Origin of the sequence: Pseudomonas sp. D3 (assembly GCF_029320995.1) — a bacterium.
GTDB lineage: Bacteria > Pseudomonadota > Gammaproteobacteria > Pseudomonadales > Pseudomonadaceae > Aquipseudomonas > Aquipseudomonas paraveronii.
Genome location: NZ_CP119772.1, coordinates 3,445,104 through 3,469,269, shown reverse-complemented (window position 1 = coordinate 3,469,269; position 24,166 = coordinate 3,445,104). Strand labels below are relative to the sequence as shown.

At 59.0% G+C, this 24,166-nt stretch carries 20 protein-coding genes; 19 read left to right on the top strand and 1 reads right to left on the bottom strand.

Annotated elements, in window-relative coordinates; all coding sequences use genetic code 11:
- The first annotated feature begins 40 nt into the window (after positions 1 to 40).
- From P3S72_RS15750 to P3S72_RS15730, 5 genes are all read left to right on the top strand, one after another.
- On the top strand, positions 41 to 562 hold the full coding sequence (locus P3S72_RS15750) for a chemotaxis protein CheW (RefSeq protein ID WP_276193010.1): 522 nt from the start codon (positions 41 to 43) through the stop codon (positions 560 to 562).
- The gene (locus P3S72_RS15745; protein WP_276193009.1) at positions 559 to 1,371 is read left to right on the top strand and encodes a protein-glutamate O-methyltransferase CheR; all 813 of its coding nucleotides are present in this window, start codon (positions 559 to 561) and stop codon (positions 1,369 to 1,371) included. The genes P3S72_RS15750 and P3S72_RS15745 overlap by 4 nt, the downstream gene beginning before the upstream one ends.
- Complete coding sequence (locus tag P3S72_RS15740) at positions 1,355 to 1,867, top strand: chemotaxis protein CheD (protein ID WP_276193008.1); 513 nt, start codon at positions 1,355 to 1,357, stop codon at positions 1,865 to 1,867. Before P3S72_RS15745 ends, P3S72_RS15740 begins: the two co-directional genes overlap by 17 nt.
- Complete coding sequence (locus P3S72_RS15735) at positions 1,864 to 2,934, top strand: chemotaxis response regulator protein-glutamate methylesterase (protein ID WP_276193007.1); 1,071 nt, start codon at positions 1,864 to 1,866, stop codon at positions 2,932 to 2,934. The genes P3S72_RS15740 and P3S72_RS15735 overlap by 4 nt, the downstream gene beginning before the upstream one ends.
- A gap of 281 nt (positions 2,935 to 3,215) precedes the next feature.
- The gene (locus P3S72_RS15730; RefSeq protein WP_276193005.1) at positions 3,216 to 4,493 is read left to right on the top strand and encodes an MFS transporter; all 1,278 of its coding nucleotides are present in this window, start codon (positions 3,216 to 3,218) and stop codon (positions 4,491 to 4,493) included.
- Here P3S72_RS15730 and P3S72_RS15725 read toward each other — a convergent pair.
- A complete protein-coding gene (locus P3S72_RS15725) occupies positions 4,487 to 5,542 on the bottom strand; it encodes a helix-turn-helix domain-containing protein (RefSeq protein WP_276193003.1) in 1,056 nt (351 codons plus the stop codon). The two genes, P3S72_RS15730 and P3S72_RS15725, sit on opposite strands and share 7 nt — an antisense overlap.
- 541 nt (positions 5,543 to 6,083) lie before the next feature.
- Here P3S72_RS15725 and tssA point away from each other — a divergent pair.
- From tssA to tssJ, 14 genes are all read left to right on the top strand, one after another.
- Positions 6,084 to 7,640 (top strand): type VI secretion system protein TssA, encoded by a 1,557-nt coding sequence (gene tssA / locus P3S72_RS15720; RefSeq protein WP_276193002.1) that lies wholly within the window; start codon positions 6,084 to 6,086, stop codon positions 7,638 to 7,640.
- A 98-nt stretch (positions 7,641 to 7,738) separates the two neighbouring features.
- Positions 7,739 to 8,236, top strand: a complete 498-nt coding sequence (gene tssB / locus P3S72_RS15715; protein WP_247397917.1) for a type VI secretion system contractile sheath small subunit — start codon at positions 7,739 to 7,741, stop codon at positions 8,234 to 8,236.
- Between the two features lie 3 nt (positions 8,237 to 8,239).
- Positions 8,240 to 9,724 carry a type VI secretion system contractile sheath large subunit gene (gene tssC / locus P3S72_RS15710; RefSeq protein WP_276193000.1) on the top strand — a complete coding sequence of 495 codons (1,485 nt, stop codon included), beginning with the start codon at positions 8,240 to 8,242 and terminating at the stop codon, positions 9,722 to 9,724.
- Positions 9,725 to 9,883: 159 nt separating this feature from the next.
- A complete protein-coding gene (locus tag P3S72_RS15705) occupies positions 9,884 to 10,372 on the top strand; it encodes an Hcp family type VI secretion system effector (protein ID WP_020291465.1) in 489 nt (162 codons plus the stop codon).
- 70 nt (positions 10,373 to 10,442) lie between these two features.
- A complete protein-coding gene (tssE, locus tag P3S72_RS15700) occupies positions 10,443 to 10,862 on the top strand; it encodes a type VI secretion system baseplate subunit TssE (protein WP_247397922.1) in 420 nt (139 codons plus the stop codon).
- A 3-nt stretch (positions 10,863 to 10,865) separates the two neighbouring features.
- Positions 10,866 to 12,581 (top strand): type VI secretion system baseplate subunit TssF, encoded by a 1,716-nt coding sequence (gene tssF / locus P3S72_RS15695; protein ID WP_276192999.1) that lies wholly within the window; start codon positions 10,866 to 10,868, stop codon positions 12,579 to 12,581.
- Positions 12,545 to 13,552 (top strand): type VI secretion system baseplate subunit TssG, encoded by a 1,008-nt coding sequence (gene tssG, locus P3S72_RS15690; protein WP_276192998.1) that lies wholly within the window; start codon positions 12,545 to 12,547, stop codon positions 13,550 to 13,552. Before tssF ends, tssG begins: the two co-directional genes overlap by 37 nt.
- Positions 13,553 to 16,285 carry a type VI secretion system ATPase TssH gene (tssH, locus tag P3S72_RS15685; RefSeq protein WP_276192997.1) on the top strand — a complete coding sequence of 911 codons (2,733 nt, stop codon included), beginning with the start codon at positions 13,553 to 13,555 and terminating at the stop codon, positions 16,283 to 16,285. It begins immediately after the preceding gene.
- Positions 16,286 to 16,321: 36 nt separating this feature from the next.
- Entirely contained in the window at positions 16,322 to 18,880 is a 2,559-nt protein-coding gene (gene tssI, locus P3S72_RS15680) for a type VI secretion system tip protein TssI/VgrG (RefSeq protein ID WP_276192996.1), read from the top strand.
- 31 nt (positions 18,881 to 18,911) lie between these two features.
- The gene (locus tag P3S72_RS15675; protein ID WP_276192995.1) at positions 18,912 to 21,527 is read left to right on the top strand and encodes a DUF2169 domain-containing protein; all 2,616 of its coding nucleotides are present in this window, start codon (positions 18,912 to 18,914) and stop codon (positions 21,525 to 21,527) included.
- Positions 21,520 to 22,470: a pentapeptide repeat-containing protein gene (locus P3S72_RS15670; protein WP_276192994.1), complete on the top strand. Its 951-nt coding sequence runs from the start codon at positions 21,520 to 21,522 to the stop codon at positions 22,468 to 22,470. Before P3S72_RS15675 ends, P3S72_RS15670 begins: the two co-directional genes overlap by 8 nt.
- Before the next feature lie 9 nt (positions 22,471 to 22,479).
- The gene (locus tag P3S72_RS15665; RefSeq protein WP_276192993.1) at positions 22,480 to 23,127 is read left to right on the top strand and encodes a DUF3540 domain-containing protein; all 648 of its coding nucleotides are present in this window, start codon (positions 22,480 to 22,482) and stop codon (positions 23,125 to 23,127) included.
- Positions 23,128 to 23,137: 10 nt separating this feature from the next.
- Entirely contained in the window at positions 23,138 to 23,545 is a 408-nt protein-coding gene (locus P3S72_RS15660) for a PAAR-like domain-containing protein (RefSeq protein WP_276192992.1), read from the top strand.
- Positions 23,542 to 24,159, top strand: a complete 618-nt coding sequence (gene tssJ / locus P3S72_RS15655) for a type VI secretion system lipoprotein TssJ (protein WP_276192991.1) — start codon at positions 23,542 to 23,544, stop codon at positions 24,157 to 24,159. Before P3S72_RS15660 ends, tssJ begins: the two co-directional genes overlap by 4 nt.
- Positions 24,160 to 24,166 lie beyond the last annotated feature (7 nt).

Here is a 24,166-nt window from a genome sequence, read left to right as displayed (position 1 = left end):
CTCCAGGCGCGACCGGAAAGTAATTGATCCGAGGTGAATCATGGCGCTATCCATCGAAAGTCCACGCAATTCCACGGCCTCAAGCCCCAGCCAATACCTCACCTTTGAGCTGGGCAATGAGATGTTCGCCGTCGGTACGCTCAATGTTCGAGAGATCATCGAATATGGGCCGATTACGAGCGTGCCGTTGTTACCCCCCAGCATACGCGGCGTGATTAACCTGCGAGGCGCTGCGGTGCCGGTACTGGACCTGGGCGTGCGCTTTCGCGGCGAACGCACGGTGCAGACCTCAAAAACCTGCTTTGTGATCCTTGAGGTACAGACCAATGCCGTGCGCAAGCCGGTGGGGATCATTGTGGATGCGGTCAGCGAAGTCCTTGAAATCGCCGAGCAGGACATCGAACCCTCGTTGAATTTCGGTACCGATGTCAGGGCCGATTTTCTGTTGGGTATCGGCAAACTGGAGAGCGGTTTCGTACTGCTGCTGGACATCGGTCGGGTGTTGTCCCTGGAACAGGTCGATGCGCTGGCAAGCCTTGAATCCTCGGGCACGTCGTTATGAACGTGATTCTCTCCGACGCCGAGTTCCAGCAATTTCGCACCCTCATTCACCAAATCGCGGGCATCAGCCTGTCCGATGCCAAAAAACAGTTGGTAAGCGCTCGGCTCGCCAAGCGCCTGCAAGTGTTCAAGCTCAATACCTACGGCGCTTACTACAAGGTGTTGATGAAGGACAGTACGGAACTACAGGTGGCGGTCGACATGCTGACCACCAACGAAACCTATTTCTTTCGCGAGCCCAAGCATTTTGACTTCCTGCGCGACGTGGCGCTTCCCGAACTGCGCGGCAGCGGGCCTTTGCGCGTATGGAGTGGCGCCTGCTCAAGCGGAGAAGAGCCCTATACCCTGGCGATGGTCCTGGCGGACAACCTCGCCGGCCGGCCCTGGGAGATTGTGGCGTCGGACATCAGCAGCCGCGTGTTGGACAAGGCCCGCGAAGGGCGTTACCCCCTGGAAGCTATACGTGGGATACCCGAAGCACTGCTCAACAAATATTGCCTCAAGGGGGTCGGCGCCAACCACGGTTGCTTCATTGTCGACCCGGCGCTGGCGTCGCGGATCGATTTCCAGGCCATCAATTTGAATAATCCGTTGCCCAAACTGGGGATGTTTGACGTGATCTTCCTGCGCAACGTGATGATCTATTTTGACAGCGATACCAAAGTCCAGGTCGTCAGACGGCTGGTCAGCCACCTCAAGCCCGGCGGGTACTTTCTGGTGAGCCACTCGGAGAGCCTCAATGGCGTCACCGATGAACTGCGGCTGGTCAAGCCTTCAATCTACCGGAGGCCACATGCCCGACTCCCGTGAGATTTTCCTTAATCCCGGCGATTGGTTTTTCGGTGCAGGCGCGATTCGGCTACGTACAGTGCTGGGCTCGTGTGTGGCCTTGCTGTTCTGGCACCCGCGGCATTTGTTGGGGGGCATGTGTCACTACTTGCTGCCCCAGCGCGCAGCGGCGAATTCAGGTGGCCTGGATGGTCGCTACGGCGATGAGGCGTTCCAATTGTTGCTCGGTCGAATACACGCGAGTAACGCCAAGCCAGCCGAGTTCAGAATCAGCGTATTTGGCGGTGGCAACATGTTTCCAGGGCTTGTGCGTCCGGACAATCATTACGTCGGGCAACGCAATGTCGAGCAAGCCAGGTACCTGCTCGATTTACATCAGTTGCACTGCCAAAACTTCCACGTGGAAGGCGTGGGTTATCGGACCGTGGTGTTCGATCTCGCCAATGGCGACATTGCGCTCAACTACCTGGCCCTGCCGCAACCCCAAAGCAGCCCTCATGGAGAGCGTGCGACATGAGCCTTATCAAAGTGCTGATCATTGATGATTCCGCCGTGGTGCGTCAGGTGCTGACCGCGACCTTGGGACAAGACCCCGCGATTGAGGTGATCGGCGCGGCGGCCGACCCCGTGTTCGCCATGGACAAAATGAACAAGCAATGGCCGGATGTCATTGTGCTGGACGTCGAGATGCCACGGATGGATGGCATTACGTTCCTCAAGAAACTGATGGCAGAACACCCCACACCGGTGGTCATCTGCTCCACGTTGACCGAGAAGGGCGCGGCCACCACCATGCAGGCACTGGCTGCCGGTGCGGTCAGTATCGTGACCAAGCCACAACTCAATTTGCGCCAGTTTCTGACCGACAGTTCCGATGAACTGGCCGGTGCCGTCAAGGCCGCAGCCCGGGCCAACATGAAGCGTATGGTGCCGTCCGGGGAGCGAGCCCCCGTCAAGCTGAATGCCGACGTCATACTGCCGGCGAGCACTCAGGCAATGGCGCGCACCACCGAAAACATCGTCGCCATCGGTACGTCCACGGGCGGGACTCAAGCCCTGGAGCTGGTGTTGACCGCCTTGCCCAGGGTGTGCCCAGGCATCGTGATTGTGCAGCACATGCCCGAACACTTCACTGCGGCGTTTGCCGAGCGCCTCAATCGGCTGTGCGAGATCGAGGTCAGAGAGGCCAAGCATGGCGACCGAGTCGTCCCGGGTTGTGCATTGATCGCACCCGGTGGCCGGCACATGTTACTCAAGCGCAGCGGTGCCCAGTACCAGGTTGAAATTGTCGACGGCCCTCCCGTCAGCCGACATCGCCCGTCGGTGGATGTGCTGTTTCGCTCGGTTGCCCGCAGTGCCGGGGGCAACGCGCTGGGCATCATCATGACGGGCATGGGGGACGATGGCGCCCGTGGCCTGAAGGAGATGCACGATAACGGTGCCCGCACCCTCGGCCAGGATGAAGAGTCGTGTGTGGTGTACGGCATGCCCAAGGAAGCCTTCAAGCTGGGGGCGGTGGAGCGTGAATTGCCCCTTGAGCATATTGCTGCGGCGATTCTGCAATCCATGCATCAGCGTCGTTGACTGTTTCGGCTGTAGGCCTGGCGCGCCAAATGAAGGCGAGGAGGTTCGCGGGGCGGCTGTAAAAAATGCTAAGCCACCTGGGATACACGTGTGCTTGCGTTATAAACAGGTTACATACAAGCCTGACATTGTTCCGTAGGATGCACGCGCCAGGACGGCGCTATATGGCCGATAGCCAGTCTCTCCGGCTCTTAGCGCGGTACGTGCCCAGGAGGGGCCTTGTTTGCCCACCTGTTCGCTACCCAGCGTGCTTTGATTTATTCGACGGGACTTGCGTTTATATGTCGAAATTTGAAACTGGCGATTGTCCGGTCGCCTCCAGGCAATCGAAGAAAGTGATACTGGCGACAGTCATTGGCAATGGCCTGGTGATCTACGACTTCACGGTATACAGCTTTTCTGCCGTGATCATCGGCAAACTTTTTTTCCCATCGGACAGTTCCTTCGCCTCGTTGCTGATGGCGTTGCTGACGTTTGGCATCGGTTTCGCGATGCGCCCGCTGGGCGCAATCGTGATCGGCAACCTTGCAGACCGCAAAGGGCGAAAAGCCGGTTTGAATGTCACCAATTTATTGATGGCAGCCGGTACCGCCTTGATCGCTTTCATGCCGACTCATGCCTCTATCGGCGTCACCGCAACGGTGTTACTGGTCGTCTCGCGGTTGCTGCAGGGGTTCGCGACCGGAGGGGAGATCGGGGTGTCGTCGGTGGTGCTGATGGAGCTGGCGGCCCGCAATCAACGCTGCTATCTGGTCAGTTGGCGCTCTGCCAGCCAGGCTGCCGCAGTGTTGTTGGGGGCTGTCGTCGGTGCCGCAACGACCTCGTTGCTGACGCCCGAGCAGTTGTTGGCCTGGGGCTGGCGCATCCCTTTCGTGCTGGGGCTTTTGATCGCGCCGTTTGGGTGGTTCATTCGGCGCAATATGGTGGAGACAGCACGGCGCGGTATCCAGCTACCGTCGCTGCGTGTCTTGCTGAAAAGCCACCGACCCCAGCTATTGCTGGGGATTTTGATGATGGCAACCCCCACCGCAAGCATCTACCTGATGGTGCTCTATATGCCGACCTATCTGGTCCGCACGTTAGGCATGTCGCCGAAGATGAGCTTGCTCTCGGCGTGCTTTTCCAGTGCGGTGCTGTTCATCGCCGCGCCATTGTTTGCCCGGCTCGCCGATCGGCTGCCGCGACGCAAACCCACCCAATACGTGACGATGATCATCAGCATCCTGCTGGTTTATCCGGTATTTCTCGCCTTGACCCATGGTGTTGGCGAGCTGGCCTCTTTGCTGATTATCTGCGTCTATTCGGCTGTAGCGATGGGCAACAACGGTGTCGCCACCGTGATGATTATGGAGGCTTTTCCGGCGCATCATCGTGCCACTGGGATGTCGATGGTCTACAGCTTCGGCGTGACGATCTTTGGGGCGTTCTGTCCGTTTTTTGTGACGTGGTTGATCGGCATTACCCAGAACCCAATGGCGCCTGCCTGGTATCTGCTGGGTGCGCTATTGGTCAGCCTGTTCGCGTTAGTGAAGTTTCCATCCCGCTCGCCGGCTCACTGATCAATCCAGCCGGCGACGTTACGGTTACCCGGCATAACTTTGCCCATGCGCTGTGCCGCCATCAGGCGATGGTCCTGCGGCGCCAGGTCATAGCGGCGACGAAACGCGCGGGTAAACGCCGATGCGCTGTTAAACCCCAGGCTGTAGGCGATCTCAATCACCTGGCGGTCCGGATAGCGCACCAGTTCGTCTGCCGCTTCGCGTAGGCGGCAGTTGAGGATATAGCGACCCAATCCACCCTCATGCTGGAACAGACGGTAGAGCGTGGCGCGGGGTAGCTGCATGGCCATCAGCACGTACTCTGGCGTCAACCAGGGTTGATACAGGTTGTTTTGCACATAACGCCTGGCTTTATCGAACATCGCGCTGCGCGCTGCCGCCCGCGCGTGCCCACCCAGCTTGGCCTGTTTCGAAAATGCCGCGAGCATGAGTTGAACGGCAGTATCGAATGTCGACGCGGCCTCGGCGCTGGTCATAGCGGGCAGTTTTCTTGAAAACGCCTCGACATGGTCGATCATCAACTGGGTCATAGGCGTCGTATTCTCGAAGACCCGCCCGTGGATCGACTCGGCATGTGGCAGCGCCGCCTCCACGACCGGGCGCGCGACAAAGAAGGTCAATACGCGGCAACACCCCCGGCTCATTCTGATCGGCTGGTTCATGTCCATGGCAACGATGCTCGCGATGGCGGATGTGCCTTGTTCCTGTGGCCCGCCTCGAATGGACTCGATTGCGCCTTGGGTGAAGACCTGAAACACATAGTCCCGGACCTTGTCGGTCGAGATGCGTGCAATCGAACGCTCCAGCAACAAGGCGTCGCTCGAGCAGTCGGTAAAGACCCGATCACCCAATGTGTAGCGGTCAATGCTCGCGTTGAAGTGCGTGGTGGTTGCCTGGGAGGTAGGCAGCACGTCAATGACGTGCCCGACCCGATCACGCCAGGCCAGCAATTGGTTGGCAACCGGCTCGGCGCTGACCTCAAAGTGATCGTGGGCGTGCCTGGAGGCGAAGTGTTTAGGCGCGTATATGACTGAAGCTGATTTGTTCATGAATTCACTACAGCCCGGAAAGCCTAGGTTATCGACCCGTGAACAGGCGTTGGATCTACCCACTATATGTCCACGCTCCCTACCGGCAGCCCGTCAGAATGGGGTGTCGTTCTCCTTATAGCCGGTTTTTTCCTGAAAGTAATGACAATCCCTCTTTGTATCCAACTTGTTGCGTACTTTCAGGCGTCGGCAAGACCGGGGCAGGGCGCCTGAAAATAGTTGAAAAGTTGCAACGCAGGGTCAAGCCATCTGCAACGCGCTTGATAGATTGATACGAATTCGAATTTGACAGCGTTTATGTGCTTCGCACGCTGTGAAAGCGTGTGCTTGTTTCTCAAACAAAGTCCGGTCGGTATTGGCCTTGTTATTTTCGGCGCGATGATCTGAAAGGGCACTTTCAACCGGTGAGTACTTCAGGTGTTCACCCGATGGCCCCGACGTCTTGGCTGACACATGCTTGTCCGGCGGCATCAACGATGCGGCAGCCAGTTTTTACGCTGCAACGATGTATCAAACAACCTATTGAAGTAAGGAGTAACGGATGAGTTGCGCCGACTGGGAAGTAGGTTCGTTTGCGATCAATTTGACGCATCCTGCTGGCGCCAACCCTCGGGAAGGCGCGGCTTTTTCGCTCGCGCAAATCGAAGTGGATAAATTGAACAATATCCACGCCGAGTCCGGAGTGGATTGGCAGAAAGTAGCCGATGCCTGTGTAAAAGTGCTTCGAGAAGAGGGCAAGGATTTTAATGCCGCGGTCTGGTTGTTATGTGCCTGGACCACCCTGCAAGGCGTTTCCGGCCTGGCCACCGGCGTGCATATAGTGCGCGAAATGCTTGAGCTGTATTGGGAAACCCTGACCCCGCCGCCGGCGCGATTGCGTGCCCGGCGCAACCAGGCCGAGTGGATGCTCGAGTGGCTTGCAGTGAAACTTGAAGGCAGCTTCGAAGCGGTGCCCGGAGAGCAATTGGCGCAACTGCTCGAAGACTGGGACGCTATCGATAGCCATTGGCGCGATCGTGACGCCGATGGCCCAAGCTTTTTTGCGTTGCGTCGTCGTCTATCGCAGCTGCCGGTGCAAGCGAGTGCCGAGCCGACAGCCGTTGCGTCAGAGGCGGTGCTGCCGGCAGTCGATGCGCCTACCGCGATCCCGACGCCGGTTGCGCATGCCCCCTCGGCCCCTGTGCCGCCCCTGGTCCTCGCGCCGGTTCAGCCATTGGGCCGTCTTGAGAGCGATGAGGCCATCGAGAACGCGGTCAATAGCGTATTTGCCTCGCTGGCGCCGCTGCTGGGGTTCTGTCTGGAGTCTCGAGCGACCTTGCCGTTGCTGTTTCGCCTCAATCGCCAATTAGCCTGGACGACCCTGGAGCAAGCACCTCCTGCGCAATGCTACACGACGCGCCTGCCGCCGCCTTCGGACGCGGAACTCGAAGGTTTCAGTCGCTTGCAAAGCGCTGGCGAGCCGCTGGACATCGTGCGCTTTTGCGAAGGTCGGTTGACGAGTTATCCCTTTTGGCTGGACCTCAATCGGGCCAGTCATGCCGCGCTCTCACGACTGGGTTCGGCGGCGATGGCCGGTGCCGCCAGCCTGGCCCTGGAAACCCGGCATTTTCTGGCGCGCTTGCCGTCGCTGGTCGAGCTGACATTCGCCGACGGCCAACCGTTCGCCGATGGCGCAACCCGCAGTTGGCTCGAAGGTTTGGCACCGGCGACGAGCAGCGGCGCCACGGATGGGCTGCAGACGCTGATCGACGAGGTCGGGCGTGATGCCGCGCAAGGCCGTTTGAACGAAGCGTTGGCGCGGTTGCAGGCTGCCGTGCGAGAGGCTGGCAGCGGCCGCGAGCGGTTTCGCCTGCGCGCCGCCCAATGCCATTTGCTACAGCGTTTCGACCCTCGCGCGCAGTTGCGTGTGGCCGTGGATGTATTGCTCCAGGAAGCGACGGAGCAGGGCCTCGATCGTTGGGAGCCGGATCTGGTCCGGCCGTTATTGGAGTTGGCCCTGGCGCATGAAGACGGCGGTTCGAGAGCGTTGTGGGGGCAACAGTTGGCAGCAATGGATTTGCCGGCTTTCTGGCGTTTGGCCAGCGAGCCGGCAAGTTGAATGAGCAACAGGCAATACCTGGCAGGCGTGTGCATATCCATGCCATGAGTTTTCTAACGGCTGCGTTGAGCGAGTCCGGTAAACAGGAGTGAGATTTAATGGCTAGTGAAGGTTCGGTCGCGCCTAAAGAGCGCGTCAATATTGTTTACAGCTCTGACACCGGCGGCGCGCAGGAACAGGTCGAGCTGCCGCTCAAGCAACTGGTGATCGGCGATTTCACCTTGCGTGAAGACGATACGCCGGTTGAAGACCTCAAACCGATCCGCGTCGACAAAGACAACTTCACCGATGTGCTCAAGGGCCAGAACCTGAGCCTGCAGCTGGCGGTACCCAATCGTCTGGCGGAAAACGCGCCAGAGGACGAGCAGCTCCCGGTATCGCTGACCTTCCAGTCCATTCGCGATTTTGAGCCGGATGCCATCGTGGCCCAGGTTCCCGAGTTGCAGCAGCTGATCGCCCTGCGTGATTCGCTCAAGGCCTTGAAAGGGCCGATGGGCAATTTGCCGGAATTTCGCAAGCAGCTTCAGGCCCTGATGAACGATGACGGTGCCCGCGAGCGTTTGCTCTCGGAACTCGGCGTAAAGGACAAGGAATAACCCATGAGCGAAGAAAAGAGTCAGGCAGCGAACGCCACCGGCCAGGCGGTCGAGTCGGTTTCCCTGTTGGATCAGTTGGTGGAAGCGACTCGCGTCAAGCCGGGCGACGAGGCGTATGCCGTCACCCGTCAGGGCCTCGAAGCCTTTGTCGCCGAGCTGCTCGAGCCTGCCCGGCAGTCCGAGAAGGTCAGCGCCGGATTGATCGACGACATGATCGCCACGCTGGATGCCAAGCTGTGTCGGCAAGTCGACGCGATCATTCACCACCAGCAATTTCAGAAGCTGGAATCGTCCTGGCGCTCGCTGAAGTTTTTGGTCGACCGCACGGATTTTCGCGAGAACAACAAGCTGGAAATCCTCAGCGTTTCCAAAGAGAAGCTGCTCGAAGATTTCGAGGATGCGCCCGAGATCACCCGTTCGGGTCTGTACAAGGCGGTGTACACCGCAGAGTTCGGCCAGTTCGGTGGCCAGCCGTTCGGCTCGATCATTGGTAACTACGAGTTCAACCCGGGCCCGCAGGACATGAAGTTGCTGCAATCGGTCGCGGCCATTTCGGCGATGTCTCACACGCCCTTCATCGCCTCGGCCGGACCACAGTTCTTCGGCATCGACAGCTTTGCCGACCTACCCAACCTCAAGGATCTGCAAGCCGTCTTCGAGGGGCCGCAGTTCACCAAATGGAACGCCTTTCGCGAAAGCGACGACGCGCGTTTCGTTGGCCTGACGTTGCCGCACTTCCTGCTGCGCACGCCGTATGGCGAAGACACGATTCCCGCCAAGACGTTCCGCTACAACGAAAACGTCGGGGGTGGTAACCAGGACTTCCTATGGGGCAACGCCGCGTTTGCCTTTGCCAGTCGCCTGTCCGACAGCTTTGCCCAGTACCGTTGGTGCGCCAACGTCATTGGCCCACAGGGTGGCGGCACCGTCGGTGATTTGCCGATCTACAACTACGAGGCCATGGGTGAAACCCAGACCAAGATCCCGACCGAAGTGCTGATTTCCGAGCGCCGCGAGTTTGAGCTGGCCGAGCAGGGGTTTATCGCACTGACCATGCGCAAGAACACCGACAACGCGGCGTTCTTCTCCGCCAACTCGTGCCAGAAGCCCAAGTTCTTCGGTAATGACAAAGAAGGCAAGGAAGCCGAGCTGAATTACAAACTGGGCACCCAACTGCCGTACATCTTTGTAGTCAGTCGCCTGGCCCATTACATCAAGGTCATCCAGCGCGAAAACATCGGCACCTGGAAAGAGCGCGGCGACCTGGAGTCAGAACTCAACACCTGGATTCGCCAGTACGTGGCCGATATGGATAACCCCGCAGCCGGTGTGCGCAGCCGTCGTCCACTGCGTCAGGCGGACATTACCGTCAGCGACGTCGAAGGGGATCCAGGCTGGTACCGCGTCGGTTTGAAAGTTCGCCCGCACTTCAAGTACATGGGCGCGTCTTTCACGCTGTCGCTGGTGGGCAAGCTCGACAAGAGCTGATCGGAAGCGCGAATGGGCAACGCAGCCGTTGCCCATTCAGGTGTTCACCCGAGGGTCATTGCCTCGGCGTTTCCATAAGATGGATTCAACGCAGCGAGACAGGGCCAGAGGCTTTGATCGATGCCTGAAAACTAACTGATTAACCCCGGAGTACACGTTATGCCAATGCCATGCTACTTGAGTATCGAAGGCCAGAACCAAGGCAAGATCGAAGGTTCCAGCACCGTTACCGGTCATGAAGGAATGATCCTTGTTCAGGCCGTCGAACACCTGATCGATATTCCGAAGAATCCGCAGACCGGCCTGCCTGCTGGTAAGCGTGTTCACCAGGGCATGACCCTGACCAAAGAAATCGACAAGTCCTCTCCAAAGTTGCTGCAAGCCCTGACTTCCGGCGAGCAGCTCAAGTCTGTTGTGCTGGAGTTCTATCGGATCTCGCCTAAAGGCACCGAAGAAAAGTACTACACCATCACCCTGAGCAATGCCGTGCTCGTTTCGGCCCACACCTGGGTGCCAAACGTATTGAACCCTGAGTTCAAGCAAATGGGCCATATGGAAGACATCGGCATCACCTACGAAAAAATCGTCTGGACCTGGGTTCCGGACGGTATCGAAGCCGAAGACTCGTGGTTGGCGCCAAAAGCGTAAGCCAGGCTCGACTGTTCAATGCCGCCCTGTTCCAGGGCGGCGTTCTTGCTATCGCAGAAGGTACACCGCGTTGAGAGAAAAACGATTGCTGGAGCGCATCACAAGCCTGCAGGTCGAAACCGGTCGCACGCACCTGACCCAGGCGGAAGTGTTGACGCAGTCGATCGTCCAGCATCTGCAACGCATTTTGAATACCCGGCGCGGCAGCGTGCCTATCGACGCCGAGTTTGGCGTACCCGACTTCACCAATCTGGCCGGTTCGTTTGCGACCGGCGAGACCACGCAAATAATCGAGAACATGACTCGCATGATCGCCCGCTACGAGCCTCGCTTGAAATCGCCGCGCATCCTGGTCGCCGAAGGCGCCCAGGAAGTGTTGTCGCTGAGTTTCAGTCTTGAAGGCGTGGTGTCGATCGATGATCGGGACATTCCCATTCACCTGGCAACGCGGGTGTCTTCGGACGGTCGCGTGTCCCTGGCGATGCACTAAGTCATGCTCAACAGCCATTATCAAAATGAACTCAACCAACTGCGGCGTCTGGCCGATGAGTTTGCTCGCCGCAACCCGGCCCTGGCGCCGCTGCTGGGGGTAGACTCGGCCAATGACCCGGATGTCGAGCGCTTGCTCGAAGGCGTGGCGTTTCTTACCGGAATGGTTCGCCAACGGTTGGATGACGAGTTTCCCGAGTTCATTCAAGAGTTGGCGCAGCTGCTCTATCCCCATTACCTGCAACCCTTGCCCTGCCTGACGCTGCTGCAATTTCAGCCGCGTGGGGCATTGCAGGAGGTCTCGCGTATCGAGCCCGGATGCGAAATTGCCTCGGTGCCGGTCGATGGCCAGCGGGTGCGCTTTCGCAGCACTGCGGCGGTCGATCTGGAGCCGTTGCAACTGGTCGGTAGCCGCTGGGACGGCGCCGCCGGTGAAGAACGCAGCCTGGTTCTGGACTTCGCATTTACCACCGCCGATCCCAATAGCTGGCGGGCCGACAGCCTGCGTTTCTATCTGGGTGATGGCCTGGCCGATGGCTCCAAGTTGTTGCGTCTGCTGCAGCTCAACCTGCGTGAGATTCGTATCTGCGCCCAAGAGCAGCCGATGACCATCCTGCCGGCCAGCCATTTGCGTGGCCTGGGATTCGATGCGAGCAACACCTTGCTGCCGTTTCCCGATACCGCGCACCCGGCCTATCGTTGCCTGCAGGAATACTTCGCGCTGCCCGAGAAATTCCTGTTTATCGAGCTTTGCGGGTTCAAACAATGGCGAGCGAGAGGCGCCGACGGGCGTTTCAGCGTGCGCCTGATGTTCGAAAACCTGCCGGACTGGGCACCGAATCTGTCGGCCAACAGCTTTTTGCTGGGGGTGACGCCAGCGATCAATCTGTTCGCCCAGGACGCGCACCCGCTGCGCATCGACCACAAGCAAGTCGACTATCGCATCCAGCCTGCCGACCATGGCCAGCGCATGAGCATGCGGATTCATTCGGTGCTCAAGGTCAGTGCTTATTCCGCCGCAGGCGGCGAGCGGCTGCTAGAACCGTTCAATACCTTCTCGCAGCGCGACATGTATAACCTGCGCATCCGCGCCTCGAGCATCGATGCCCAAGGCTATGACCACTATCTGAGCCTGCCCTACAGCGAAGGCAAAGTGCCGGGCGAGATGACCTTGTCCATCGGCTTGCTCTGCACCAATGGCAAGTTGCCGGAAAGCCTGCGCCTGGGCGATTTGAACCAGCCAACCGACAACACACCGCCCAGGGTCGAGTTCAAGAGCATCCGTGGCATTACCCCGTGCCAGCCGCCCAAGTTCGACGACAAGTTGCTGTGGCGCATGCTCTCGCAGCTCAATGCCAACCACTTCCGCCTGGCCGATCGCGACTACCTGCGCGGCCTGCTCGCGCTGTATTTGCCGAGTGTCGGCGAAGGTGCCCAGGACGCCAACCAGCGCCGCATCGATGCCATCGAAAACGTCACCGTCAGTCACGAGCGGCGCTTTATTCGTGGGCTGCCGATCGAAGGCAGTGAGGTCCGGGTCGAGTGCCGGGGCGACTATTTTCTCAGCCCCGGCAATTTCTACCTGTTCGGTTGTGTGCTCGATGAGTTTTTCGCCGGCTGTACGGCCATCAACAGCTTTACCGCTTTCACGCTGTTCGACAGCGTCAACCACGAGACCTTGAAATGGCCAGCGAAGATCGGGCACCAACGCCTGTTGTGATCGATCCGCTGCTCGATGACGGCGGCGAGTTCGGGTTTTTCCAGGCCTTGCGCCTGTTGCGGTTACGTTTCCCGAGCGAAAAAGGCTTCGTCGACAACGTGCGGGTCCGGCCGCGTCTGGGGCTTGGGTTTCCGCTGCGGGATATCGAGGGGATCGAGCAGGACGGAGACGGTCGCTATCGGATCGAGGCGAACTTTTTCGGTCTGTATGGCGTCACCTCGCCGTTGCCGACGTTTTACACCGAAGACCTGATCGACGAGCAACTGCTGGGCCACTCAGCGGGACGTGACTTTCTCGACATCCTGCATGCCTCGCTCTATCCGTTGCTGTTCCGCGCCTGGGAAAAACACCGGATCTGGATCGACATTACCGAGCGGCGCGACGTCAAGAGCCTGCGCCAGCTGCAGGCGCTGATCGGCATTGCGGACGCGCGTCCGGAGCAGCGCGATCAATCCAACGATTTGCTGCGGTATGCCGGTTTGTTCAACCAGTACCCGCGCTCGGCCCTTGGTCTGCAGCAACTGGTCAAGGCCGTGCTCGGTGATGTCGCGGTGGAAGTCGTGCCGTGTGTCGAGACGCGTCTGCGCATCGACCGTGCGGCGCGCACTTACCTGGGCATGCAGTGCGGTGTGTTGGGCGAAAACAGCCTGCTCGGTCGTGAAGTCATGGACCGCAGCGGCACGCTGGATATCCGCCTGACGTCACTGAGTCGCGCGGATTTTCACGGGTTATTGCCGGGGCAAGCGCTGTATCAAAAACTTGAACGGTTGGTGGCGTTGTATCTGCAGACACCGCTACGCAGCCGACTGGTCATGCGGCTTGCGGCAGATAAGCAGCAGTGCGCTTCGCTGGGGGGCGGCTGGCAGCGGCTGGGCCTGGATACCTGGCTCGGTGACGGTGACACACAGGACGACGTTGTATTCATGCTGACGGCCGAACACGGACCAATGCTCGAAGAGAGGGCTCGCTAGATGATTCAGGTAGAACTCAAACCGCTGTTCGCACGGCTCAATGTGTACAGCACCAAGGCCCTGGAGAACGCGGCGGGCCAGACCCTGGCGCGCGCTCACTACGAGATTTCCCTGGAGCACCTGCTGCGCCAGTTGCTGGAAGATCCGGATGCCGATACGACGCGCATCCTCGCTCGATTCGAGATCGATCCGCTGCGCCTGCGTGCGTTGCTGGATGAGGGCCTGGCGCAACTGAAAAACGGCAACCCCGGGCGGCCGGTGTTCGCCGGCCTGCTCACTGAGTGGATTCAGGACGCCTGGCTGATTGCCTCGCTGGTGGTCGGCACCGGGCGGATTCGTGGCGGCTCGCTGTTGCTGGCGCTGGTATCGCGCCTGGGTTACTACACCGCCGGCACCCGTTATGGCGAACTGCTCAAGCCGATTTCCACCGATGCCCTGACGGCAGAGTTCGCTCAGCTGTTGGGCGGTTCCAGTGAAGGTCCGCTGGACAGCCTGCAGACCGGCACGGCCTCCGCTTCGCTGGGCAGTGCTGGCGGTGTTGCGCCCGCTGCCGAAGACAATATCGCGCGCTTTTGCGAGGACCTGACCGCCAAGGCAGCGGCGGGGCGCATCGACCCGATTTTCGGGCGCGATGATGAGATTCGCCAGATGATCGACATCCTCGCCCGGCGGCGTAAAAACAACCCCATCGCGGTGGGCGAACCAGGTGTGGGCAAGTCCGCCGTGGTAGAGGGGTTGGCGTTGTTGATCAGCCAGAATGAAGTCCCCGACTTCCTCAAAAACACACGCCTGCTCAGCCTGGATCTCGGTGCGCTGGAAGCAGGCGCCAGCGTCAAGGGCGAGTTCGAAAACCGCCTGCGCGGCGTCATCGAAGAGATCAAGGCGTCCACCACGCCGGTGATCCTGTTCATCGATGAAGCGCACATGCTGATCGGCGCCGGCGGCGCGGCGGGTGGCTCGGATGCGGCCAACCTGCTCAAACCCGCGTTGGCCCGTGGCGAGCTGCGCACCATCGCTGCCACGACCTGGTCGGAGTACAAAAAGTACTTCGAGAAAGACCCGGCCCTGGCGCGCCGTTTCCAACTGGTCAAACTGGACGAACCGAGCGTTAAAACCGCCGTGTTGATCTTGCGCGGGCTCAAGGGCCACTACGAAAAAGTCCACGGGGTCAGCGTGCGTGATGACGCTATCGTTGCCGCCGCCGAATTGTCGGATCGCTACATTACCGGACGTTTGCTGCCGGACAAGGCCGTGGACTTGCTCGACACCGCCAGCGCCCGGGTACGGATCGGCCTGGGCATCAAGCCTGCCGAGTTGGAGCGCATGGAGCGGCAGTTGTCCGGCCTGGCGCGTGAACAGAGCGCCCTGGAGCGCGACCGTGGCAATGGTTTCCCTGTGGAAGACCAGCGCCTGACCGATATCGCCGACGAACAGGCCGACATCGACGAACGTCGTGGTGCGCTGGAAGTCCGCTGGCTGGCCGAGCGTGACGCGGCGCTGCGCGTCCTTGAAGCACGCAAGCAACTGACCCTGCAAGAACAGGATCTGCCGGTTCCGGCCGAAGGCGAGGTTGCGCAGGTACTGGCCTCGCTGGAAGAACGCCAGGCCGAGCTGGATCAGGCCCGTGAAACCCTGGCCACGCTGCAAGGCGACGCGCCGCTGCTGTTCACCGAAGTCAGCCCCGATGCGATTGCCCAGGTCGTCTCCGACTGGACCGGCGTGCCGCTGGGCAAAGTGCTGCGCGATGCGGCGGGCGGCGTATTGGCCCTGGCCGACAACCTCAAGCTGCGCATTCGCGGGCAGGACACCGCCGTCGAGCAGATCGCAGAAATCCTCAAGGCCGCGCAATCCGGCCTGCGCGATCCGCAACAGCCGTTGGGCGTATTCCTGCTGGTCGGGCCCTCGGGTGTCGGCAAGACCGAAACCGCCCTGGCCGTGGCCGAGCATTTGTTCGGCGGCGAGCAGGCGATGATCTCGGTAAACATGAGCGAGTACCAGGAGAAGCACACCGTCAGCCGCTTGGTGGGCTCGCCCGCCGGCTATGTCGGCTTCGGCGAGGGCGGCATGTTGACCGAGGCGGTGCGCAAGCGTCCGTATTCGGTGGTGCTGCTCGATGAAGTGGAAAAAGCCCACCTGGACGTGGTGAACATTTTCTATCAGGTCTTCGACAAGGGCAGCCTGTCCGACGGCGAAGGGCGGCAGATCGATTTCTCCAACACCGTGGTGTTGCTGACCAGCAACCTGGCCACCGAAGAAATCCAGAACCTGTGCGTCGATGGGCGGCCCGACCCGGACACCCTGGCGGAAAAGATCCGTCCGACCCTGTCCCGGCATTTCAAACCGGCGCTGCTGGCGCGCATGACCATCGTGCCGTTCTTCACCCTGGGTGGCGAGCAACTGGCGGGCATCGTGCGCCTCAAGCTGGGCCGGCTCAGCGAGCGCCTGCTGGCGTCGTCGAAAGTCCGTTTGACGTTTGCAGACGAGGTCGCCGACGCCATCGCCGCGCGCTGCACGGAAGTGGAGAGCGGGGCGCGCAATATCGATTTCATCCTGCGCAAAAGCCTGACACCGCGTTTGTCTGACGTGTTGCTGGGGGCGATTGCCGATCAGCGTCCGCTGGCCGGCTTGCATGTGGCAGTGGATGCGCGCGGCGAGTGGGTCATTACCGCGCAAGAAGTCGATGCGATCAGGTCTTTACCCGAGCGTGAAGCGCTGCTTGAACCCCTAGAGTGACCGCTCGTTTACCGATTGAAGAACAAGGATTGATTGATGGCTCTCAATGATCACGCGCTCTGCACTTTCGCCAGCCTGGCACCCTCGCTGCTGCTCGAAACATTATGGGTGCAGCAGTGGCAGGGCGAGGAAAAGCTCTCTCAGCCCTATCGCTTCGAGGTTCGGCTGGCCACGATCAATCCGTTGTTCGACGACGAAGCACTGCTGGGCAACCGAGCGGTATTGACCCTGAGCGATGCGTTGGGGCAACCGCATCCCTATCAGGGCGTGGTCACGGAGGTGGATTATCTCGACGCCGATTCCCTGTATTTCTACTACCGCGTGGTGCTGGAACCGCGCTTTGTACAGTTGCGTCATTTCCGCTTTTCGGAAATCTGGTTGGACAAAAGTCTGCCGGAACTGATTCGCGACGTGCTCAAGTTGGCCGACCTTAATGTCGAAGGGCCGGGTATGACCGGGTTGCCCGGTTCGGCGTATGACTTCGATATTCGCCTGCCGCTGGCCGATGACCCGCTGACTCAGGCGACGTTTACCTGCCAGTTCGAAGAAACCAGTTTCGCCTTTATTTCACGTCTTCTTGAATATTTCGGCGTGTATTACTTCTTTGAACAGGGGCCTGACGGTGAGGCGCTGGTGTTCTGTGGCGACCGACTGTACCAGCCGCAACTCCCCAGTCTGCTGACCTATCGTCGTCAAGATTCGGAACTGGATGTAGGTCGGGTCCTGGCGGTAGCGCGTACCTTCGAGCGCAAACTCGTCCGGCAAGCGGCGGGGGTCACGCTCCAGGACTTTTCCGCGAGCAACGCGCAGTTGAAGTTAGAGGTCAACGCTTCGGTGGCAACTGCCAGCCTTGGCGCAGATGCCTCGACTGAACAACGAGAGGCCGTCTCTGGTTCGTCTGTATTTGTCGGCGAGCAAGGCTTGTATGGCGAGCACTTCGGTTCACTCGAACAGGGGCAATGGTTGGCGGATCGCCGCGCCCAGGCCATCGGTTGTCGTCAACGGGAGTTTCATGGCAGCGGTCGAGCCACGGGGTTGCGCGCCGGTTATCCGATGCTGTTAGTGGGCCACCCGCGTCCGACGTTCAATGCCAGTTATCAGGTTATTGAAGTTCACCATGAGGGTTGTCAGCCGTTGCCGGGCCTGGGGTCGGAGGGGGAAGGCCCTGGGCAAGGTATCAACACGCGTTTTATCGCGTTGCCCGGCGACGTGCAGTTCCGCGCACCCTGTGTGACACCTAGGCCTTATGTGCAGGGCGTGCTCAGTGCGGTGGTGGATGGTGATGAAGATACCGGGCGGCCGCTGCTCAATGAGCATGGTTGCTACAAGGTGAGTTTCCCGTTCATTCGCGGCGAGAAGAATGCAACCCGCGGTTCTGCCTGGCTGCGCATGGCGACAGTCTCCAATGGCTCAAGCCATGGCATGGCATTTCCACTACTCAAGGACACCGAAGTGCTGGTGTCTTTTCTCGGTGGGGATCCTGATCGGCCAGTCATCACCGGCAGCGTGCCCAACTCGGAAAATCCGGCGCGAGTCGCTATGGATAATGCGACACAGAGCGGTATCAATACCCCGGGTGGCCACTATCTGGCGATGGAAGACAGTGCATCAGGCCCGATGATGAGAATGGGCGCCCCCGTTGGCAATACGAAGTTGACCCTGGGTGAGGGCAGTGTCAGCGGCGCTCATCTTCAAACCGACAATCATATGCAGTTGGCATCCAACTCGTACAAGCACGAGGTTTCCGATATTTACTCCCATAGCATGGGAGGCGGATTCGGCATTTCGTTGAATGGCATGCAAAGTGCAAAATCACATGACGTCTTTCCTACTTTTTCGAAAACCGGGAAACTCCCGGATTTTCAGATCGCACCGACTCTGAAGCTTACGCCGTCCTGGTCAGTAAAAACGGACTCGACGATGGAACAGGTTTCTGCGTCGATAGGGTTGCTGAAGCAAAGCTTGAGCGTGCTGGGGTATGAGATTGCGGTCAGTATTGCCGGTCCCAAAACGTCACTTTGCCTAAGTCCTGCGGGGAGCGAGTTTAAAACGGGATTTAAGAGATTACAGGCAACTGACTTGGTAAAGGCAATTAACACAAAACTTCAAGGTGTTAATAAGACTGAGGAGTTTGTAAATAAAACCGTAAAATCAGGGACTCATGCCAATGAATCCGCTGTGTTGTTACGGCTCAGTTGTGGGCCACATGTTATTTCGTTAACCCCGGCAGGCATTATTATTTCCTCCAATATAGCTATCACCTTTGATGGGAGTGTGAATGTTTCAGGTGATCTCGTGGTGACTGGAAACACAACGCTTAAAAGCTGTGATGTGGTTCAAAGCATAGATGTCGGTGGGTGTGTTTCGGCGACATCTGTTTGGGGCGTAACGCTGCAGTCGCAGACTTCAACCCAGGGGCTAGGAATGGAGCCGGTGTTGATACCTCAAGCCGTAGTGGCTATTGCTAAATCAGAGGCTTTAAAACTTCTTAAAAAGACCGCAGACACAAGTGGAGTTCTTATTAATTCTGGGGCGGAGAAGCTTAATGAGGCGTCTCAAATCGCAATGAGGGCCGCCGAAGAGGCGTTTGTTTGAATTCCTTATTCACTTCATGGGTAACGGCTGAATGAACTATAAACTTGATGAAAGTAGCCTGCTGCTAACCGCTCGGCATTGCACGCCAACAAGTCAGTCGTTGGTCGTTACCGTGGGTTTTCTGATTGACAGCAACAGTGGTAGAGCACTGCCGGCAACCGAGTCCTGGAAGTGGATTGGGTCTAATTTTGTTGACGAGGCTTTTGATCGCGGTTTGAAAAAAAGCGTCGGCACGTTTGCCGTCCTTGGGCATGCATTTGCATTGAGTGAACAACAGAGCGAAGGCATGGCAGTACGCGTGCAGTTAGGCTCATGCGAGAAGACTTTGCATGTCTTTCCTCCGCGCACGTGGCGACAAGGTTTCACCGGTTGGACTGCTGACACGGTGGGGCGCTTGAACTCGGTGGCGATTGATTTTGAACAGGCGTTCGGCGGTATTGGTGATGCCAGCAATCCGAATGGGAAAGGCTATTACGTTGACCTTGAGCGAGGAGAGGGTGGTGCGCTACCTCAGGTAGAACATCCTGCGTTCCCGCTACTTAGTCCGATAGACCGTCCCCCACTGGCCAGCTTTTTGCCGATGTCGCCGCAATGTAAAGAGCGCACGGTATTCATCGGTACGCTGGACGAGCACTGGCAAACTCATCACGCACCATGGCTACCGGCGGATACTGATTTGCGTTGGTTCAATGAGGTTGCTGAGGATCAATGCCAGGCACATTACTGGCAAGGTGATGAGTCCTGGTCAGTTACCGGCATGCATTCACGCAAGGCGCAGATAACAGGCGCTTTACCAGGCCTGCGCCCGCGGCTGTTCATCGAACTCACCAGTAGCCCCCTCGATATTGCTGAAGTGGCCCTGGATCTCGACACCGTCTGGCTGTTCCCCAATGATGAATACCAGTTGCTGTTGTATCGAGCAGAGGTAGCGGTCACCGAAGTCGATGGTGAAGACATCGCCGCGATAGGCGTCGCTTGTGAGACGCGTACTGACCCGGTATTGAGTGCTACACAATGGATTGACAGGCTGTGGCCGAGAGCGCTGGCCGAGCCTGTCAGGATGGAGTCTACGCCAGTGCCGCCCGTGGATACTGACAGTGCATTACGCACTCTGCAGGCTGATGCTGATCGTATTTACAACGAAATACTCAAGATTCATCAGACCACGATCGAGATGGCGAAGAAGCTGACGGCACGAGTCGGTCAGACCTTTGATCCTTTAAAATATCCTCCTCCTGAGCGGCCGGACTTCGTGGCTCTGGTAAAACTTGGTTCTACAGCGCCGACTGCGCGATTCGATCCGGCTGCTCTAGAGGCGGATATCCGTGCCTCCATCACAAACGCCGAGGCACGGGCTAATCAATATGCGGAACAGATAGCCAAACGCCTTAACCGTAACGGCCAGTCGCTTAACGCTCATCTTGCTGCCGCAAAGGCCTCCAATCCACATGCTAAGTTGGACGCGGCCTCCATGGTTGCTCGACTGCCTGTGTCCGACGCACAAAAGGCCGACTATCAAGCCCGCATCGAGGAAGCCGTTGCCACCGCAAAATCGGTTGATACTAAAATCACCAACGCCGTCGCGGCAATGATGGAGCAGATCGCGGCAGGTTCAGCCCAGTTGCTCGAACCAGCTCTGCTCGCATCGCCGACCGTCTGGACGCGTGAGCTCATCGAAGTTGCTTATGCATCTGCTCAGTCCTTGAAGAAGCAACACTTCATTGGGCTGGATCTTTCTGGAATTGACCTCTCCAGAGCGGAGCTGGCAGGTACGCATTTTGAAACCTGTCAACTTCTCCTGGCAAACCTGAGCGGAGCGCAGTTACAAAGCTGCCTGTTTACCGACAGCGACCTGAGTGGTGTCGATCTGCATGACACGCAACTGCACACCGCTGTTTTTCAGCGTTGTCGCCTGGATGATGGCCGGTTCGCCGGTGCCCGGCTCGAGGCGCTTTATGCGACGGGGTGCAGCCTACTGCGGGCGCAATTGGCGCAGGCGTATTTACCGCAAGCTCAGTTTGTCGACTGTGTTCTCAGTCAGTCCGATCTGAGCGGCGCGGAGTTGACCGGTGCAAGTTTTCAAGACTGTTCGCTGGACGCGGTCCAGGCGGTCGATGCGCATATGAGTCGCTCTCGATTTCATGCTTGTACTTTGACTCAGATGCAACTCTCCGGTACGGATTTGCACGGTGCTTCCTGGTCGCAAGTGATTGGCAGCGGGGTGAACGCCAAGGCTGCGAAGCTGCAAAATTTCCGCCTGGATCAGAACTGTCAATTGCCCGGGATTTGCCTGGATCAGGCTGATATGTCTTGCGCTGGCCTGAACCGTTCGCAACTGCGTGGCGCCAGCCTGCGAGAGACGTGTCTGCACAAAGCGCTGATCAATTGCTGCGACCTGCGCGACAGCGATGGTCATCACCTCGATGCCCGCGAAGCCAACTTTACCGGCAGCGATCTAAGTGACTGCAGATGGCCGGGGGCGAACCTGATGGAAGCGCGTTTACGCAAGGTCGACTTGGATAAAGCAGACCTGAGCGGGAGCAATCTGTTCGGTGCCGTCACTGAGGCGGTGAAAGGCCAGGACGTTCAACTGGCACGCGCCCTGTTGGGGCGATGCCGTTTGAAAGAGGACCTTGCCCATGTCTGAATCTGCCCTGACCGCGCAGCAATTGCACGTGCTGATGGATGCGTATGAGCCATTACAGGATCTGAATCTGCGTGGCGGCGACTATCGTGGCATTGAGCTTACCCGCGCACGCCTAGAGCGCGTCGATGCGCGCGGAGCGGACTTTACCGGAGCCAGCCTGAAAGACTGCACTTTCGTCTCCAGCAACCTATGTGCGGCGCGCTTTGAGGGCAGCACTTTCACTGGCGTCAATCTGACTGACTGCTCGCTCGACCAGGCATGTCTGGTGGGGGCGCAAGTCGCAAATGGCGTGTGGTTGCGCTGCAAAGGGCAAGAGTTGGACCTCAGTCAGACCAGTGTCAAAGGGTTGTCAGTCATCGACAGTCAATTCCCCCAACTGCGGTTGAATGGCACCCACATGGCGACCAGCCAATGGTCCAGGTGCCTCTTGCCCTTCATGCAGGCCAGTGCGTCACGCTGGTCACAAAGCCGTTTGACCGATTGTCATTTTGATAGTCCGCGTCTGGCAGGGCTGGTTCTGCACCAATGCGCCTTCGACGGTTCCACACTGCTCGATGCTGACTTCACGGCCTGCGACTCGGAATCCGCGTCGTTTTATAAATGTCAGGGACAAGGCGCGCTCTTTACGAATGCTCGACTGTACAAGGCGATTTTCGCCGAAGGATGTTTCGCCGGTGCCGACTTCACCGACGCATGCCTGGACCTGTCTTGCCTCACCGGTGCCGACTTATCCGACGCTCAGTTGGTCCGGGTGTCTTTGCAGTACGCGCTGTGTGAAGCGCTACGTGCACCACGAGCGGCCTTCATCGACGCGAATCTGATGGGGGCCGATTTTCACGGCGCACAACTTTCCGATTGTGACTGGCACGGCGCGAATCGTGACGCGATCCGTCCAGAAGACAGCGAACGCCTGGCAGCGCAACGCTGGCAACCGACCTTATAGGAACCTGAGATGAACGAAGCACCGAATTTTATGGACAGTCACGCCGTGCTGCGTCACGGGCGGATCAATGCGGTCGAGGGCGAGCGTTTCGGCGTTGTCAGCGCTCAAGGTCATCGTTACTGGCTCAAGCCTGCCTTGGGCTGTCTGCTCCAGCCGGCGGTCGGGGACAGTGTGCTCATTTCGCTGGCCTGTGAAGAGGGTTACATCCTTAGCGTACTTGAACGCAATAAACCTCAACCCAGCGAATTGCGGCTATCGGGGGATGTGCTTCTGACGTTGCCCACGGGTGCTTTGTCGATTGAGGCCCGAGACGGCGTTGCGCTGGATGCAGGGGCGAGCCTGGCAGTGCGCGCTGACCGCGCGGCAGGGCATTTCGCCAAGGCTCAGTTGGGCGTAAACCACCTTGAGGTCACCGGAGAGCGTGTTGATCAGCACTGGATCGAGCGTAACGACAGCGCTGTTCGACACACGGAGCACGTTGCCCGTCATTTCGCTGAATATGGTGACAGTCGCCGTGCGGTGCAGGGCCATGAGGAGTTGCGTGCAGGTTCGTTGCGTCAGCGGGTCGACAAAGACTGGAGTCTGCGCGGCGAAACGCTGGATCTGTTTGCCGAAGTCACCATCGCCCTTGATGGTGAACGAATCAAGCTGGGATAGGGGATATCCAATGTACATGCTCAACAATGGAGGAGCCAAAGCGAACTCCACGGCCCCGGACGTTTGTAAGGTGCCAACGCCGGCTGGCCCGATGCCCATGCCTTTTCCCAATACCGCCGATACGTCCATGGCTGATCCTGGCGGGCTCGTCGTGCCTGTGCTGGTTGCCGGGTTACCGGCGATGAACTTCATGAGTAAGGTGCTCTTGAGCAGCGGCGATCAGGGCGGCGTGGGAGGAGGCATCATCAGCGGCAAGATCATGGGCGCGATGGCATTCCTCAATGGCAGTGCAAAGGTGATGGTGGGCGGCATGCCTGCCGTCCGGGTCACTTGCCAGACTGCCCATAACGGGACGCCGCCCAATACCGTGGGGATGGTGTCTGCCCCCAGCCAGACCCTTGTCATGGTGCTGTCATGAGGAATGCCGGCCTGTACCTGCTCGTCCTGTGCATCCTGCTCACCGCCTGCAGTTCCCAGGAACTCACCCCCGAGCAAAAGGCCCTCACCGCGCTCAAATGGGACTACACCGAAAACGCCATCGAGCTGAGCTTCACCGCCGATAACGACCTCAATCAGTACGACGGCCAGGCGCATAACCTGTTGGTGGTGATCACGCAGTTCGATCAGATCAGTGCGTTTTCCGCCTACACCGGCAGCTCCCAGCAACTGAGCAGCCTGCTGCTGATGAACAACGCGCCGCCCGGGATGATCGGGCTTACGCGGCTGTTTATCGAGCCGGGTCAGACCCGGCAGTTGAGCCTGCCGCGACTCGAGGGCGCGAAGATGGTCGGCGTCGCCGTCGGCTATGCGCACTTGGACCCGGCGCGCAGCGTCAAGCTCTACCAGATCGGCGTCGATGTGACGTCGACGGGGTTCTTCAGCAAGACCTGGACCGCCACACCGCGCCCCATCGCCATTGACCTGCTCGTCGGGCCCGATGCGCTGTTGCGCGGCAAGGAAAGTCGCCTGGCGTTGCCCAAGCCGGTGCAGCCCCGAGAGGGCGAGGTGCGCCTGCCCGGCGCACAGGACTGACCTGCTT